The organism is Clostridioides sp. ES-W-0018-02, from assembly GCF_020658175.1.
Lineage (GTDB): Bacteria > Bacillota > Clostridia > Peptostreptococcales > Peptostreptococcaceae > Clostridioides.
This window is the reverse complement of sequence record NZ_JACVVY010000001.1, coordinates 1011357-1029806: the sequence shown is the minus strand read 5'-3', so window position 1 is coordinate 1029806 and position 18450 is coordinate 1011357. Positions and strand designations below refer to the sequence as shown.

Annotated in this window: 14 protein-coding genes; 13 read left to right on the top strand and 1 reads right to left on the bottom strand. The window is 29.4% G+C overall.

The annotated features are described in order from the left end of the window. The first annotated feature begins 5 nt into the window (after window positions 1-5). From IC219_RS04600 to IC219_RS04590, 3 genes are all read left to right on the top strand, one after another. Window positions 6-2912, top strand: a complete 2907-nt coding sequence (locus IC219_RS04600; RefSeq protein ID WP_227830708.1) for an anti-phage-associated DUF1156 domain-containing protein — start codon at window positions 6-8, stop codon at window positions 2910-2912. Window positions 2913-2929: 17 nt separating this feature from the next. Then, window positions 2930-5644 (top strand): phospholipase D-like domain-containing anti-phage protein, encoded by a 2715-nt coding sequence (locus tag IC219_RS04595; protein WP_227830707.1) that lies wholly within the window; start codon window positions 2930-2932, stop codon window positions 5642-5644. 358 nt (window positions 5645-6002) lie between these two features. Next, the gene (locus IC219_RS04590; RefSeq protein WP_227830706.1) at window positions 6003-6929 is read left to right on the top strand and encodes a 5'-nucleotidase C-terminal domain-containing protein; all 927 of its coding nucleotides are present in this window, start codon (window positions 6003-6005) and stop codon (window positions 6927-6929) included. A 395-nt stretch (window positions 6930-7324) separates the two neighbouring features. Here the strand turns inward: IC219_RS04590 and IC219_RS04585 are convergent, their stop codons facing one another. Then, window positions 7325-8803 (bottom strand): arylsulfotransferase family protein, encoded by a 1479-nt coding sequence (locus tag IC219_RS04585; RefSeq protein ID WP_227830705.1) that lies wholly within the window; start codon window positions 8801-8803, stop codon window positions 7325-7327. A gap of 487 nt (window positions 8804-9290) precedes the next feature. On the opposite strand from IC219_RS04585, the gene IC219_RS04580 reads away from it, so the two are divergent. From IC219_RS04580 to IC219_RS04535, 10 genes are all read left to right on the top strand, one after another. Beyond that, window positions 9291-9749 (top strand): PTS sugar transporter subunit IIA, encoded by a 459-nt coding sequence (locus IC219_RS04580; protein ID WP_227824129.1) that lies wholly within the window; start codon window positions 9291-9293, stop codon window positions 9747-9749. 67 nt (window positions 9750-9816) lie between these two features. Continuing rightward, entirely contained in the window at window positions 9817-10092 is a 276-nt protein-coding gene (locus IC219_RS04575; RefSeq protein ID WP_021385190.1) for a PTS sugar transporter subunit IIB, read from the top strand. Between the two features lie 57 nt (window positions 10093-10149). Further along, window positions 10150-11424, top strand: a complete 1275-nt coding sequence (locus IC219_RS04570) for a PTS galactitol transporter subunit IIC (RefSeq protein ID WP_227432709.1) — start codon at window positions 10150-10152, stop codon at window positions 11422-11424. 130 nt (window positions 11425-11554) lie between these two features. Then, window positions 11555-12607: a galactitol-1-phosphate 5-dehydrogenase gene (locus IC219_RS04565; protein WP_227432710.1), complete on the top strand. Its 1053-nt coding sequence runs from the start codon at window positions 11555-11557 to the stop codon at window positions 12605-12607. Beyond that, the gene (locus IC219_RS04560) at window positions 12608-13639 is read left to right on the top strand and encodes a zinc-binding dehydrogenase (RefSeq protein ID WP_227432711.1); all 1032 of its coding nucleotides are present in this window, start codon (window positions 12608-12610) and stop codon (window positions 13637-13639) included. 91 nt (window positions 13640-13730) lie between these two features. After that, a complete protein-coding gene (locus IC219_RS04555; protein ID WP_227432712.1) occupies window positions 13731-14543 on the top strand; it encodes a transketolase in 813 nt (270 codons plus the stop codon). A gap of 2 nt (window positions 14544-14545) precedes the next feature. Continuing rightward, entirely contained in the window at window positions 14546-15466 is a 921-nt protein-coding gene (locus tag IC219_RS04550) for a transketolase family protein (RefSeq protein WP_227432713.1), read from the top strand. 139 nt (window positions 15467-15605) lie between these two features. Then, window positions 15606-16052: a ribose 5-phosphate isomerase B gene (gene rpiB / locus IC219_RS04545; protein ID WP_227432714.1), complete on the top strand. Its 447-nt coding sequence runs from the start codon at window positions 15606-15608 to the stop codon at window positions 16050-16052. 32 nt (window positions 16053-16084) lie between these two features. Next, window positions 16085-16750, top strand: a complete 666-nt coding sequence (locus IC219_RS04540) for a ribulose-phosphate 3-epimerase (RefSeq protein ID WP_227482789.1) — start codon at window positions 16085-16087, stop codon at window positions 16748-16750. Window positions 16751-16857: 107 nt separating this feature from the next. Further along, on the top strand, window positions 16858-18360 hold the full coding sequence (locus tag IC219_RS04535) for a phosphomannomutase/phosphoglucomutase (RefSeq protein ID WP_227830704.1): 1503 nt from the start codon (window positions 16858-16860) through the stop codon (window positions 18358-18360). The last annotated feature ends 90 nt before the right edge of the window (window positions 18361-18450 follow it).

Sequence of the window (18450 nt, the reverse complement as noted above, 5' to 3'; positions counted from 1 at the left end):
AAGTTATGAGTGATAAATCATTTATAGAGGTACAGTTTCCTGTATCGAAAATATCAAAGGAAAGTTATAAAGAAAGAAAAGCAAACTTAGGGCAAACACTAACAGGGCTTGGAAAATGGTGGGGTAGAAAACCTCTTATATTAGTTAGAGCTACTATATTAGGTCTATTACTTCCTGCTACTAATGATCCAGTCAAAGATAGAAACATATTTTTAAAATTATTAACTATGGATGATGAAGGTCTTTATAAAAGAAAAGTAAAGTCTATATCAACTAAAGATATATATAACTTTTTAGAGGATAAAGAAAAGCACACGTATTTTGAATTAGATGCAAAAAGAAGTCCTAGATATGTAAAGGAAATAACAAAGGATCAAAAAGATGAGTTACAAAAAAGATATTTTGAAACTTTATCATATGATGAGAAAATAGCTTTATGCTGTAGACCAGAAGAAGTATATAATGCAATAAGTAAAAAAGAATGGGAAGAAATAAATGCTCATTTGGGTACTAATGCATATAGTTTACAAAGCTTAATGGATGAGTTAGGACAAAAAAAGTTTGGACATACTCCCATAGTTGGAGATTGCTTTGCAGGTGGAGGAAGTATACCATTTGAAGCAGCAAGAATTGGTTGTGAGGCTTATGCATCAGATTTAAACCCTGTAGCGTGTTTACTTAACTGGGCTAACTTAAATATACTTAGTAAATCTGATGAAGAGATAGAAAAATTAAGAGAGCTTCAGCAAAAGGTATATGATGAGGTAGATAAGCAGATACAAGAGTGGGGAATTGAGACTAATGAAGACGGACATAGGGCTGTATCATATTTGTATTGTACGGAAACTGAATGTCCAGAATGCGGATATACAGTACCATTATCACCTAATTGGATTATAGGTAAAGGTACTAAGACAATAGCTATATTAAAAGACAATGGAAATAAAGGATTTAATATAGAGGTTAAGCAAAATGCATCTAGTGAAGAAATAAAAGTATGTGAAAGTACATCTACTATCAAAAATGGAAAAATGATATGTCAAAATTGTAGATCAGAAACATCTATGTCTGTAATAAGAAAAGATAGAGTAGATACTGAAGGTAATAAAATATATGGACTAAGGCAATGGAATAAAAGTGAATTTAAGAATAGAAAAGATGATATTTTAAGAGAAAGACTCTATTGCATAAGATATCTAAGAAGAATAATTGATGAAAAAGGTAAAGTTAAAGAAGAAAGATATTATTCTACACCAAATGATAGAGATAACGATAGAGAGTTAAAAGTAATAAGACTATTAGAAGAAAGATTTGATATGTATCAACAAAAAGGATATATACCATCAGCAAAAATAGAAAGTGGAGAGAAAACAGATGAACCAATAAGAAGTAGAGGATGGTCTTATTGGCATCAGTTATTTAATGCTAGGCAACTTTTACTTCATGGGTTGATATGTGAGAGTATAAATAACTTAGCTTGTAGTCAGAAAGAATATGCAATTGGATTATTAGGGATGAATAAGTGTGCAGATTGGAATTCAAAGTTAGGTGTATGGCATTCAGGGGCTGGAGTTGAAAATAGTCAAAATACATTTTTAAATCAAGCACTAAATCCATTGTATAATTACGGAACAAGAGGATTATTAAACTTAGGTAATAGTTGGAAATTTAATATAAGTAGTTGTAATTTCAACCCAGGTATAAAAAGTATAAAAACGATAGATGCTAGAACCCTAGAATCGAAGAGTGACTTATGGATAACAGACCCACCTTATGCAGATGCAGTTAATTATCATGAATTATCAGAATTTTTCTTGTCGTGGGATAAGAAAATAATAGAGGATATATTTAAAGAGTGGTATGCGGACAGTAAAAGGGTATTAGCTGTAAAAGGTAAAGGTGAAAATTTTAATCAAAGTATGATAGAGGTTTATTCTAATTTAGCTAAGAACATGCCTGACAATGGTATGCAAGTTGTAATGTTTACACACCAAGATGTAAAGGTATGGGCAGAACTTGCATTAGTATTATGGGCATCAGGTCTTCAAGTAACATCTGCATGGAATATAGCAACAGAAACAGAATCTGGTGGACTTAAGAATGGAGGTAACTATGTAAAAGGAACGGTTCTATTAGTTCTTAGAAAACAGAACTCTGAATATACTGCATATTTAGATGAATTATATCCAGCAATAGAAGATGAAGTAAAATATCAAATAGATAGTATGAAAGATTTAGATGATAAAGAAGATCCTAACTTTACAGATGCAGATTATTTATTAGCTGCATATGCTGCATCATTAAAAGTATTAACATCATACAAAAATATAGAAGATATAGACGTTCAATATGAATTATCTAAATCAGATGCTAACTCACCTATAGTAACTATAATTAATGAAGCTGTAAAAATAGCATTTGATTACTTAACTCCAAGTGGATTTGATACATTTACATGGAAAACTTTATTACCAGAAGAAAGATTCTATATAAAAGGTTTAGATACCGAAAAAGATGGAGTATATAGCCTAAATTCATACCAAGAATTAGGAAGAGGGTTTGGAGTAAAAGAATACTCAGACATGATGGCAAGTAGTAAAGCAAATCATGCAAGACTTAAGACGGCTAGTGAATTTGCTATGAAACATACTAATGAAAGCTCTAAGTTTGGACAATCAGTACTTAGAAATGTACTTATAGCATTATATAAATCATCAAAGGAAGAAGATGCAACAAAAGGTAAAGCATGGCTTAGAAATGAAATAGAAGGATATTGGAATGAAAGAAGTAAAATTATAGAAATATTAGACTATATAAAGACATTAGAACATATAGATAATATGGAGCATTGGGAAGAAGATGTTAAGTCAGCAAGGATATTAGTAGAGTTAGTTAGACATGATGGAGTATAAGATAAAAGGAGTTTAAAATGATAAATAGATATTCTTCTAGAAAACAAAAACTAGACGAAAGCTTCTTAAATGCAAAACTTAAAGAAGCTAAATCTTATGATAGAATAGCTGGATATTTTAGATCTTCTATACTAGAGCTGACGGGGGAAGCTATAGAAAATATAGAAGGTAAAGTTAGGGTTGTCTGTAACTCAGATTTAAATGTAGATGATGTTAAAACTGCAAGTGCCGCACAAAATGCTATGAGAAAAGATTGGTGTTCTAATAATCCAGAGGAAGAATATAAAGATATTCCAAAAAGATTGAGAAAACTATATGATCTTTTAAAAAGTGGAAAGTTAGAAGTTAGAGTTATACCTAATGAAGCTTTTGGTTTAGTTCATGGTAAAGCGGGTGTTATAACATTTAGAGATGGAACACAAACATCTTTTATGGGAAGCATAAATGAGTCATACAGAGCCTTAAAGGTTAATTACGAGTTAGTATGGGAAGACAACTCTAAGGAAGCTATAAATTGGGTTCAGGAAGAGTTTGACTCTTTATGGAACAGCAGACATGCTGTTCCTTTATCTAATTTCGTGATAGAAGATATAAAGAGAATTTCTGAACGTCAGAAAATAGAAAAGATAGAAGATTGGAAAAAAGAAGCTAATCCAGCAGAGGTAGTTATAGAATCATCAGTATATCGTAAAGAGCTTGGACTTTGGAATCATCAAAAGTATTTTGTAGATTTAGCTTTTCATGAACATAAAAAAAGCTATGGAGCTAGGTTTATATTAGCAGATATGGTAGGACTAGGTAAAACTGTACAATTAGCACTTTCAGCTCAGCTAATGGCTTTATATGGAGATAAACCAGTATTAGTTATAGCACCTAAAACACTTATATGGCAATGGCAAGACGAAATTAATGGTCTACTTGATATGCCATCAGCAGTATGGGATGGTAAGGACTGGATAGATGAAAATGGACAAAAACATCCATCATCAGGAGATGACTCTATAAAAAAATGTCCAAGAAAAGTAGGTATAGTATCACAAGGACTAATTACTTCAAATTCACCTATTATGGAAAAATTATTAGATGTTGAGTATGAATGTATAATAGTTGATGAATGCCATAGAGCAAGACGTAAAAATCTTGGTCCTAATAAAGAAAATGATAAACCAGATCCTAATAATCTTATGAACTTCTTACTTCAAATATCTAAGAAAACAAAAAGTATGTTGTTAGCAACAGCAACTCCAGTTCAATTATATCCAATAGAAGCTTATGATCTTATGAGTATATTATCACAAAGAAATAACAGTGTATTGGGGAGTTACTTAAGTGCTTGGAGAACATACCCACAAAAAGGATTAGATTTAGTAATGGGTAAAGAAAAAGTTGATAGATATATTGAAATGTTTGAATGGGTAAGAGATCCTTTCCCACCTTCATCTGAAAATAGAGACTTTGAGCTTGTAAGAAGAAGTTTAGGAATAAAAGAAGATGAGTTTATAATATATACGAGAGAAAAAGATAGTCTTAGAACATCTGAGCGAAGAAGGCTTGAAAGACTTATTGAAGGTGATTATATACAAAATTATAATCCATATCTTAGACATATTGTAAGAAGAACTAGAGATTATTTAGAAACTACTATAAATCCAGAAACAAGAGAGACATATTTAAAACCTGTTATAGTTAAGTTATTTGGAGACGAAGATAGAGAAGCGATAGTTCTACCTGTATACTTACAAGAAGCTTATAACTATGCAGATCAGTTCTGTGAGTTACTTCAAAAGAGAGTAAAGGGTGGAGGGTTCTTCAAAACTTTACTACTTAAAAGATTAGGTAGCACTATGATAGCAGGTAAAAATACAGCTCAAAAGCTATTAGATGATGTTAATGGAATTATAGATGATGATAGTGAAGATGATGTGTTAGTAGAAGTACCTAAAGAAACTTTAAGTGCATTTAAGAATTTAAGTGATGATGAGATAGAATGTTTAAAGAGGCTTACATATATGCTTGAATCTAATAAAGGAAATGATCCAAAGTATAATTTAACATATGACCTTCTTGTAAAAGAGAAGTGGTTAGATAGAGGTTGCATTATATTCTCACAATATTATGATTCTGCTTATTGGGTAGCTGAAAGTTTATCTAAGGATTTATCTAATATAAAGATTGGGATATATGCAGGTGGAGGCAAGTCTGGAATTATTAGAGATGGTATATATGAAAGATGTAACAAAGAGAATATAAAGAAGATGGTTAAGAATAAGGAAATCAAGGTTTTAGTTGGAACTGATGCAGCTAGTGAAGGTTTAAACTTGCAGACATTAGGTACTCTTATAAATCTGGACCTACCTTGGAATCCGACGAGACTAGAGCAAAGAAAAGGTCGTATTCAGAGGATAGGCCAACTTTATGATGAGGTTTATATTTACAATATGAGGTATAAGGATTCGGTTGAAGATAGAGTACATTCTATGTTATCAGAAAGGTTAGAAAGTATACATAGCTTATTTGGTCAGATTCCAGATATATTACAAGATGTGTGGATAGATGTAGCTTTAAATGATATAGAGAAGGCTAAAGAAAAGATAGATGTAATTCCAGACCAACATCCTTTTGACTTAAGATATCAAAGGTGTATAGGATCTGTTGATTGGGAAAGTTGCTCTACTGTATTGGATATTAGAGAGAAGAGAAAGTATTTGATGAGTGGATGGGGTAAAAGGTAATTAAAATTGGAATATGAAAAATCCAAAAAGTTATTATTATATTTTTAGTAGCACATATTGAATAAATAAAAGTATTATATTAAGCTGAAGTGAGGGGTGATTAATGTTATCAGAAAAAGAAAAAATTAATTGTAATAAAATAATAGAACCTTCCATATATATATGTTAATGAAATATTAACTAGTAATTATAAAAAAAATATTGTTATTGATTATAAAATTATTGATACAATGGAGTTTGGAGGAAAAAGCATATTTAGTAAAAATAAATATTCTATTCATTTATATAGTGAGGTTTTGAAAAAATATTTAGAATAATAAATATACTTTTATATAAAGAAAATATTAATTTTTATAGGATGATTTTTTTCGAGGAAAACTATAATCAAGAAAAAGCAGATAGATATCTAGATCTTTTATTAGAACTTTCTAGCAAAGTTATAATTAATAACGAACTGGGCCATGTATTAAATGGTCACTTAAAATATAAGAATAGTATAGAAAATAATAGTGAATGTTGCATGTTTATGAATTCAAATGAAAATGAACTTCCGCCTATTGATAGTCAGTTATTAGAAATGGATGCTGATACATTTGCTGCTACTACTTTAGTAGGTATTATGATTTATGATGATAATATAAAAATATTTAATAATAATATTCCAAATCTTATTAAAAATAAATCTCATGCTATTGAATTATGTGTAATTGCATCGACTATAGTATTTAGCATACAAGGTTTGGGACATAAAAGAGAAATCTCTAATCTTTGTGATTTAAAATATTTACCATTAAGAACAAGGCAAGACTATTATATGAGATGTATTTTAAATGCGCATAAAAATATAAACCCAAATAAAGAGTTAAGATTTGATATAAAATTTTTAAGAGAGATAGTACCTAGTATAGAGGAGTATGTGAATTTATATAATCAAGAAGTATTAGGTTTTTCTTCACAAGATTATAGTTCAGTAAATAATATGGAAGAACTAAATGAAATTCACTTAGAGCATTGTAATTACCTAGATTCAGGTCTTAAAATGAAGTACTCTCCAACAGATAAGCCAGGTAATCGAATTAAAAAAATTATAACTGCAGAAGGAAACTCTATAGATTTAAATAAATCATATTCAATTGCTGTTATGGACTATAGTGTTCCAGATAAATATATTAAGAAGTGTGATAAGACAAACATTAAAATTACAGATATAATAACAGAATATGTAGAAAAACAAAAAAGTGTTTCTCCTAGTGAAAACAAGAGGTTTGTAGTAGCAAGACCTTAAAAAATTAAATGAAGATATAGGTGCAAATAATAATTCTTTTTTTATATTAATTTATGAAATTTTAGAATCATAAAGATTTGTATATGCAGATACTAAGAAAGAGCAGTAATAAAAGATGGAATATGTATTATAATAATTTATACATATACCAAATAAATAGAAATATCTAGTAGAATATAAGAAATTAAAAACAGTAGTCAGGAAAATATCAAATATGTTGGTATTATAGTGATTTTCTAATATAAAAGCAGGTGTTATATCAACATAAAAGTTCGCACCTGCTTTTTATATTAAAATTAAGGAAAATAATAACCCTGCAAGTAAAAATAATAGATTTATTTTCCTTGCAAGATTTGTATTAATTAAAATTGATATTTTATTTTAAGATAAGTTTTTTATTGAATTTTATAGCATCTATACATACTTTCACCACTCTTAAAGGAGAATCTGAAATAAACTTTATCATTAGAAAAATCTTTTTCCATAGCTACTAAATCTTGCTTTTCTCCAGCCTTTCCACCAGTTCCAACTAAGAATACATCTTTTTCACTATCTATTTCTTGAACTGAACCCATATATTTGTAATAGTCATTTATGTCATATGAGCGATATTCAGTAACTTTTTTATTTTCTTCATCCAATTTTATTTTAATAACTCTTGTAGATTTATTTTTTACACCATTATCATATAAGGTTATATATCCATCATCTGTAATTCTAGCATTATGCTGTCTTGAGAATTTTTGATTATCTGTTAAATTGAACTCATCACCCAATCCTCCTAGGGTCCAAATAATTTCTCCTGTTTTTCTATCTAATTTAATAACTTCATCTAAATTTCTAAATGAACAGATTAGATTTCCGTCTTTGGGGTCAATAGTCATAGAATTGAAATGTACATAGTCTAAGGATGTATCACTTTTTTCGCTAAAATTATTTTGTTCAACACTTTCTTCATATAGTTTTTCATGGTCAATACTTTCCCACTGCCATACAACTTTACCATCTTTTATTTCTTGTAGTACACTATTTACCACATAAGGTGAATTTCCTTTATTCAAGTTTGAAGGAATGTTTGTTGCCTTAGATTTTTGATAACTAGAAACGATATAGTGATTATCATTTATGTATATAAAGTCATGGTTTTCTAACTCAGTACCAGATTCTATGTTTTTATTTTTTTCCATAGTAATTTTATTTATTTCATTATAATTTTCATCTAATATAACAAGATATGTTGGTGAGTATCCAACAGAACTTATTCGTTTTGTTGAGTCTTTATCTTGAAGTAAATATCCATATCTAACTTTACCATCATCTGTAGTGATTTTTTTAAAATCAAAAGGATTTGATTCGACTTCCTTGTAAAAAACTATATTTCCTTTGTTATTTAATTTAAATACAAAATTATATTCTTCATTGTGTGTAGTAAGATAATAATCACCATCATAAGGGCTATTTGCAGTAACAGTATACTTTGGAAAATCTTTTGAAAGAGAATTTATGTAATAATTTCTATATGAATTCTCACCACTATACATTACAGATATTTTTATTTTAGAAGAGCTACTGATTTCTTTCAATTTAAAAGTTGATTTATCATTTACATTAATTTCTTTATCATCTATTTTGACACTGTTTACACTTTTAGAGTTTTTTATTGTTATACTATTTTGATTTGTTGAATTAAGTTGCTTTACGTTTTGACTATTAAAAATTCCCTCTTTAGATAGTGTTACATCATAACCATTTACAGTTATAGTAAGTGTTTTTTTCGACTTACTTTGAGATGCAAAGACTTGCTTTGCGAAAACACCAGAAACAAATAAAATACTACATAAAAATACTATCTTTAATAAATTTTTTCTTTTCATTCTTATCTCCTTTTCATATTAAGTTTTATATATTTTCATATTGATTTTATTATATAAATAAAAACATACTATGAATTTAATTATGCGTAACGTGAATTTTGATAGACAATTATATGAAAATTCATTCACACTGAAATAATTAAACAATAAATACGAAAATTAATGTTGTTTAGATTGAATAATTTTATAAAATAGCTAAGAAACAGAAAAAACCACCCATAAAAAATAAAAAAACCATTTCTATAACAAAAAAAACCACGAAAATATAAAAATATATGGATAGTTAAGTGCTTAACAAGTGAAAATTAAAATAAAAATTAAAAAAAATTTATCTATGAAAGTTGGCTAAAATCCTGCAATTGAACATTATTTCAAGGAAAACATTTTCTTCTATTTCACAAAAAAAGCCACTTTTTGGCACGGCATATGCTTTATATAAAGACAAGAAAAACAAGATATGAGATAAGAGCAATTAGGAGGTGCAAATATGGAGTTTATAAATTTTGTAAGTGATAAAGTTATAAACCTTAAAATGGATTGTAAAACAAAAGAAGATTTCTTTAAGGAAATACATAATAAAGTTTTTGAATTAGGCTTTGTAAAAGAAGAATTTGGAGAAAAAATACTAGGAAGAGAAAATGTATTTCCAACAGGTTTAAACTTAGGTGATTATGGAGTAGCTATACCACATACAGATGCAGAATATATTAAAGAACAATTTATAGCAGTCTGTACTTTTAATGAACCAGTAGTATTTAGTTCTATGGAAGACCAAGATGAAAAAGTACCTGTAAATTTAGCTTTCGTTTTGGGGCTTAATCAACCACACAGTCAATTGTCTGTATTAACAGAATTGATGGGGATTATGCAAAATAAAGAATTAGTTGAGAAGCTAATGGATTCTACTGATAAAGAAGAAGTTTTAAAGACAATAAAGTCTTTATAAAAAATAAAAGAATAAAAGATACTAACAACAAAAATAAGAAAATAAAAATTATTAGGAGGAAATAAAAATGAAAAAAATATTAGTAGCATGTGGAGCAGGAATAGCAACATCAACAGTAGTTTGTGATAAGGTAGAAAGATTAGTTAAAGAAAATAATATACAAGCAGAAGTTATACAATGCAAAATAGCTGAATGTGCAACAAAGCAAGATGGAGCAGATTTAATAGTATCAACAACTATATTACCAACAACTTATAATATACCAGCAATAAAAGCAACAGCATATATAACTGGAGTTAATACAGCAGCATTAGATAAAAAAATATTAGATGCTTTAAAATAATCCTATCATAAATAAATTGAAATCATATTAAAAAAACAGAAAAAGGAGGATTTATAAATGGATAAATTATTAGCAGTAGTACAGTACATTTTAAACATGGGACCAACAGTAATACTACCAATAACAATTGTAGTCTTAGGAATGATATTTAGAATTAAATTTACAAAAGCTTTAAAATCAGGTCTTACAATTGGTATAGGGTTTGTGGGTATAAACTTAGTTGTAAACCTATTAACTTCAACACTAGGGCCAGCAGCTCAAGGAATGGTTGAGAGATTTGGACTTAATTTAACAGTAATAGATGTTGGTTGGCCAACAACAGCATCAGCAACATGGGCTTCACCAGTTGCACCAATATTAATACCAGTTTGTTTATTAGTAAACTTACTATTATTATACTTCAATAAAACAAAGATATTAAACGTTGATATATGGAATTATTGGCACTTTATAGTAGCAGGTGCAGTTGGATATATAGTAACAGGAAGTTATATCTGGGCTATATTCTGTGCAATATTAATGGAATTATTAGTACTATTTATTGCAGAAAAAACAGCCAAGAATGTTCAGGAGTTTTATGATTTAGAAGGTATAGCATTACCAACTGGTTCAACAGCTTCATTTGCTCCACTTGGATATTTAGTGGGTAAATTTGTTGAAAAAATACCAGGAATAAATAAAATACAAGCAGACCCAGATTCTATACAAAAAAAATTCGGTATATTTGGTGAACCAATGATGATGGGTATTATACTAGGGATAATACTTGGAGCTCTTGCTGGATACGATGTAGCAGGAATATTCAATGTAGGTATATCAATGGGTGCAGTAATGTTACTTATGCCTAGAATGGTTAGAATATTAATGGAAGGTTTAATTCCAATTTCAGAATCAATAAGAGATTTCTTACAAGCAAAATATGGAGATAGAGAACTTTATATAGGGCTAGATGCAGCAGTAGCAACTGGACATCCAGCAGTTATATCAACAGCTCTTATACTTGTTCCTATAACTCTATTCTTAGCAGTTATATTACCAGGAAATAAAGTTTTACCATTTGGTGACTTAGCAACAATACCATTCTATATGGCATTTATAGTATGTTTTAGAAAAGGTAATATAGTTCAATCAGTTATAACAGGAACTATAGTAATAGCTATATCACTTTATATGGCTACAAATTTTGCAGATGTTCATACGCAATTATTACAACAAGCAAATATGATGCCAAAAGGAACAACAATGGTTACAAGTATAGATACAGGTGGTAACTTACTAAAATGGGGAATATTGAAATTATCTCAATTAGTTTCTTCACTTGGAATATTCTAATATTTAGTTAATAGAGATTACTCTTTTTTAGTAAAGTATGCGAAAATTTAACATTTAGCAGCTACTAGAAAAGAGTAATATTTTTTATAAATTTTTAAAAAATACAAAATACAAAAGGAGGAGATTTATCGTGAAAGCAGCAGTATTACATGGCACAAATGATATGAGATTTGAAGATATAGAAATAAAACCATGTGAAAGTGATGAAGTAAAAATAAAAGTTATGGCAGCAGGAATATGTGGGTCAGATCCTCCAAGAGTATTGAAACATTGGAAATATCCAGTTCCAGCTATACCAGGACATGAATTTTCTGGAGTAATTGCAGAAGTTGGTAAGGATGTAAAAAATGTAAAAGTTGGAGATAGAGTAGTTGCGATTCCTTTTATACCTTGCAATGAGTGTGAATATTGTAAGAGAGGGTTATTTTCATTATGTGATGACCATGGTATGTTAGGAGCTAAAACTTTTGGAGCTTTTGCAGAATATGCAAACATAAAAGCTACAAATGTTTTACCAATAGGAGACATGGATTTTGAAGATGCTGCTATGATAGAACCACTTGCAGTTGCTATGCATGGAGTACTTAATATAGGTATCCAAGTTGGAGATACTGTAGCTGTAATGGGTAGTGGAACAATGGGTCAACTAGTAATACAAGGACTTAAGATAGCAGGAGCTGGAACAATTATAGCAGTTGATATATCTGATAATAAATTAAGAGAATCAAAAGAATTAGGTGCTGATATAATAATTAATGCTAAAGATGTAAACCCAGTAGAAAAAATAAAAGAACTTACTGGTGGAAAAGGTGTTGATATAGCACTTGAATGTGCAGGCTCTAAAATAACTCAAGAACAATGTTTACTTATAACTAAAAAGAAAAGTAAAATAGGATTTTTAGGGATAGCATATTCAGATATAACTTTATCTGAAGAAGCATTTGAAAATATATTTAGAAAAGAACTAGAGTTAAAAGGTTTCTGGAATTCTTATTCTGCACCATTCCCAGGACAAGAGTGGACTAAAGGAATCACTCTAGTTAATGAAGGAAAAATAAAATTAAAAGAAATGGTATCTCATAGATTTTCACTTGAAGATACTTATAAAGCATTTGAAATGATAAGAGATAGAAAAGAAGAATTTAATAAGATATTAATTTTACCACAAGGGGTTGAAAAATAAATGAAGGCAGTAGTTAAAACTAAACCAGGTTATGATAATGTAGAAGTATTAGAGGTAGAAGAGCCAAAAGCTACAGGAGATAAAGTTAAAATAAAAGTAGAATACAGTGGTATATGTGGTTCAGATATACATTCATTTAAAGGGGAATATGCAAATATAAAAGCTCCAGTAACTTTAGGTCATGAATTTTCTGGAATTGTCGTAGAAATTGGTGAAGATGTTAAAAATATAAAAGTAGGAGATAGAGTTACATCAGAAACTACTTTTGCAACTTGTGAAAAATGTATATATTGTGCAACTAAAGACTACAATTTATGCCCAACTAGAAAAGGTATTGGTACTCAAGCAGATGGAAGTTTTGCTGAATATGTATTATCAAGAGAGGAAAGCATACATGTACTTCCTGAAAATGTATCTTTATTATCAGCAGCTCTTACAGAGCCACTAGCTTGTTGTGTTCATGCAGCTCTTGAAAAAACTACTATAGAAAGTGATGATACAGTATTAATAATAGGACCAGGACCAATAGGTTTACTATTAGCTCAAGTTGTTAAATCTCAAGGTGCTACAGTTATAATGTCTGGTGTTACAAAAGATAAAGAAAGATTAGAAATAGCTAAAAATCTTGGAGTAGATAGAACTGTAAACGTAATGGAAGAAAGTCTAGCAGATGTAGTAAATGAAATGACTGATGGAAATGGAGTAAATAAAGGATTTGATTGTTCTGGATTTATGCCAGCAGTTAATGAAGCTTTAAGATTACTTAGAAAGAAAGGAACTTTCGTACAAGTTGGGATATTTGCCAAAAAACTAAATGAAATGGATCAAGAAGCAATAATTCAAAGAGAGTTACAATATATTGGAAGTAGATCACAAAAACCAAGTTCTTGGATTATAGCATTAGATTTAATGGCTAGTGGAAAAGTAAATACAGAAGCATTAGTTACAAGAACTGTTGGTTTAGACGAATTTAAAGAGGGTATTACAGCTTTAATGAACGGAGAAGAAATAAAAGTTGCAGTAAAATCTTAAAAAAACATTTGTATTATTTTAAAAAAAATTGTAAAATCTACTGTAGGATAAGAAAATGTAAGGTCTTAAAAAATAACAGGAGGAAAAAAGTATGAGCACTCTTAGAGATCATTCTAATAATATTAGAAAAAACATAATAAAAATGGTTGCAGAAGCTAAAAGCGGGCATCCAGGTGGTTCATTATCAATAGCTGACATGTTAACAGTGTTATATTTTGATAAAATGAACATATGTGTAGAAAATCCAAAAATGGATGATAGAGATAGATTTGTTCTATCAAAAGGTCATGCAGCACCAGCTTTATATGCTACATTAGCAGAAAAAGGATTTTTCCCAGAAGAAGAATTATTGACACTTAGAAAGTTTGGTTCTAAGTTACAAGGACATCCAGACATGAAAAAAGTAGCAGGAGTAGATATGTCTACTGGTTCTCTTGGACAAGGTTTATCTGCTGCAAATGGTATGGCACTAGCTGGTAAATTAGATAATAAAGACTATACAGTGTATACTATATTAGGTGATGGAGAAATCCAAGAAGGTCAAATATGGGAAGCTGCAATGACAGCATCACATTATAAATTAGACAACTTAATTGCATTTGTTGACTTAAATGGATTACAAATAGATGGTTCTAATGAAGAGGTAATGAATGTTAGTCCAGTAGATGACAAATTTAAATCTTTTGGATGGAATGTAATAGTAATAAATGGACATTGTTTTGATGAAATAGGAAATGCAATAGATGAAGCTAAAAAAGTTACAGGAAAACCAACTGTAATAATAGCTAAGACAGTAAAAGGTAAGGGTGTTTCATTTATGGAAAATAATGCTGCATGGCATGGAACAGCTCCAAATGCAGAACAAGCAGAACAAGCATTGAAAGATTTAGAAGGAGGTCTATAGGAATGGGAATAGCAACTAGAGAAGCTTACGGACAAGTGTTAAAAGAACTTGCAGAAAATAAAGATATAGTAGTATTGGATGCAGACTTAGGAAAAGCTACAAAAAGTATATCATTTAAAGAAGTTGCTCCAGATAGATTTTTTGATATGGGGATAGCAGAAGGTGACATGATTGGTACAGCAGCAGGTCTTGCTACTTGTGGAAAAATACCTTTTGCAAGTACTTTTGCAATATTTGCAGCAGGAAGAGGCTATGAGCAAATAAGAAACTCTGTAGCATATCCAAACTTAAATGTTAAAATAGCAGCTACTCATGCAGGAGTAACAGTAGGAGAAGATGGAGGAAGCCATCAAGCTATAGAAGATATATCTTTAATGAGAGGTATACCAAATATGGTTGTGTTAAATCCAGCAGATGCTTTAGAAGCAAGACAAGCAATATTTGCATCTATTGATTATAATGGACCTGTATATATAAGACTAGGTAGAGCTGCAACTCCAGATGTAAACAGTGAAAACTATAAATTTGAAATAGGAAAAGGAACTGTTTTAAGAGAAGGTTCTGATATAACAGTGATAGCTACAGGAATAATGGTAGCAAAAGCATTAGAAGCAGCAGAAGAACTTGCTAAAGAAGGTATAAATGTAGAAGTTGTTAATATATCTACAATAAAACCTTTAGATGAAACATTAATAAAAGAAAGTGCTAAGAAAACTGGAAAAGTAGTTACAGCAGAAGAGCATAGTATAATTGGTGGTTTAGGTTCAGCTGTATGTGAAGCTTTAGCAGAAACTAAAGATGTAGTAGTTAGAAGAATTGGTGTTAAGGATGTATTTGGTCAATCAGGTACACCAGCAGACTTATTAAAACATTATGGATTAACTACTGAAGATATAGTAAAAAATATAAAAGAATTATTATAGATGTAAATATCATTGAATAATAAATTGGTTTGATATAAATCAATTAAAGCTGTCTTAAAAATAGAAAGAAATTTCTACAATGGGACAGCTTTATTTTTACGATAATTATAAAATTTTATATAAAGAGGGGTGCTTTTTAATGAAAATATCTATTGGATGTGACCATGGTGGTTACGAGTTAAAGGAATTTATAAAAGAAAACTTAATAAATAAAGGTATAGAAGTTGAAGATGTAGGAACAACTTCAAAAGAAAGTGTAGATTTTCCAATATATGCAAAAAAAGTAAGTCAAAATGTTCAAAGTAAAAAATCAGATTTAGGTATACTTTGTTGTGGTACAGGAATAGGCATGTCTATTGCTGCAAATAAATTTAAAGGAATTAGAGCAGCAGTTGTGTCAGATTGTTTTTCAGCTAAAGCCACGAGAGAACACAATAATACAAATGTACTTTGTTTAGGGGAAAGAGTTATTGGAAAAGGATTAGCAATGAGAATTGTTGAAGAATGGTTAAATTCAAGTTATAATGGAGAAAGACATGCAAGAAGATTACAAATGATTGATGATATAGAAAATGAAAACTTATAAATAATGAAAATTTATATCTAAGGAGGAGAATTATGTCTATTATTTGTGCTTCAATAATGTGTGCAGACCAAATGAATTTAAAAAAAGAACTAGAAGCTCTTGAAGAAGCTGATGTAAAATTGCTTCACTGTGATGTTATGGATGGAATATTTGTCAAAAACTTAGCTATGGGGCCAGAACTATTAAAATCAATAAGTGAAAATACAACTATCCCTTTAGATATTCATTTAGCTACAGAAACTCCAAATAAGTATATTGATATGATGTCTTATATAAAACCAAAGTATATTTCTTTTCATGTGGAATCAAGCACAGATGTAAAAGCTGATATACAAAAGTTGAGAGAATATGGAATAGGGCCAGTATTAGCGATAAGTCCTCAAACTAGTGTAGATAAAATAGAAGAATATATAGGTTTAGTTGAGGGTATCTTAGTAATGACAGTAAATCCAGGATTTGCAGGTCAAAAATTTAATCTATCTGTTTTGGATAAGTTAGATAAGCTTACGGAGATATTAAAAGATTATGATAATCCTCCATTTATAGAAGTTGATGGAAATATAAATAAAGAGACCATTAGACTTATGAGTGGCAAAAAAGTCGATATATATGTTGTAGGTACTTCAGCTTTATTTAATGACAAGCCTCCAATTTCATATAAAGAGAAGATAAAAGAATTAAAAGAAAGTATAAAATAGTTAATAATAAAATTATAAAATATGCATATTTAAATAATGTAAATTTTAAATAAGTTAGGAATTTTATAATCTTTAATAAAAATTTTAATTGAGTAAGGAGAATGTTTATGGGTGACATATACAAGCTGCAAAATGGAACAGATATTAGAGGAATAGCATATAAAAATGATTCTAAGGAAGTTAATTTAACTGTAGAAGAAGTAAAAAAAATAGCTAAAGCATTTCATATTTGGTTAAAAGAAAAAACTAAAAAAGATAAAGTAACTGTTGCAATAGGAACTGATTCTAGAATAACAGGGAGTCAATTTAGAAATACTGTTATTGAAACCTTGATTAATGATAATTGTGATGTAATTGATTGTGAGATTGCTACAACACCAGCAATGTTTATGACAACTATCATGGATGGATACCACTCTGATGGTTCAATTATGATTACAGCTAGCCATTTACCTTATTACTATAATGGGTTAAAGTTTTTTACAGAAAATGGTGGTCTAGAAAAAACAGATATAAAAGAAATGTTAGATATAGCTGTTAAAAATGATAGTGTACAGTCTGAAGGAGTAGATAAAAAAGGAACAGCTGTAGTAAAAAATTTAATAGAAGATTATTCTAATTTATTGATAGATAAAATTAGAACAGGTGTAAATTCAAGTAAAAACTATGAAAAGCCTTTTTCTGGACTTAAAATACTAGTTGATGCAGGAAATGGAGCTGGAGGGTTCTTTGCTGAAAAAGTTTTACACATACTGGGAGCAGATACAACAGGTAGTCAGTTTTTGAACCCAGACGGTATGTTTCCAAATCATATACCAAATCCTGAGAATAAAGAAGCAATGGAAAGCATCTGTAAAGCCGTATTAGATAATAAGAGTGATTTAGGAATAATATTTGATACAGATGTAGATAGAGCTGCTATTGTAGGTAAAAATGGGAAACCAATAAATAAAAATGCTCTTATAGCTGTTATATCATCAATAATATTAGAAGAACATCCAAATACAGCCATAGTAACTGATTCTATTACTTCAGAAGGTCTTGCTAAATTCATAAGTGAATTAGGAGGAAGACATCATAGATTTAAAAGAGGATATAAAAATGTAATAAATGAAGCTATAAGATTAAATAGTGAAGATGAAGAGTGCCATTTAGCTATAGAGACATCTGGACATGCTGCTCTAAAAGAAAATTATTTTTTAGACGATGGAGCATATTTAATAGCTAAAATTTTAATAAAAGTTGCAAGACTGTCTTTAGAGGGAAAAACTATAGAAGAATTGATAGAAAACCTTGAAGAAGCAAAGGAAGAAAAAGAAGTTAGAATAGGAATCAATAAAGAAGATTTTAGACCATATGCAGAAGGTATACTAAAAGAATTAGATTCTCATGTTAATAATGTTGATGGATGGTCTGTTGCACCAAATAACTTTGAAGGTATAAGAGTCAATTGTAATGAAGCAAATGGAGATGGTTGGTTTTTACTTAGAATATCATTACATGAGCCATTGTTAGCTTTAAATATTGAATCAAATAAAGTTGGTGGAGCAGAAGAAATTTACTCTGAATTAAAACTTTTCCTAGAAAAATATGACTTAAAAGGTCTTTAGTGTTAATAAAAAACATATACTATATTAAAGAATGGATGTAAATTTATACCTAAGATTACAAATATTACAAAATTGTAATCTTAGGTAACA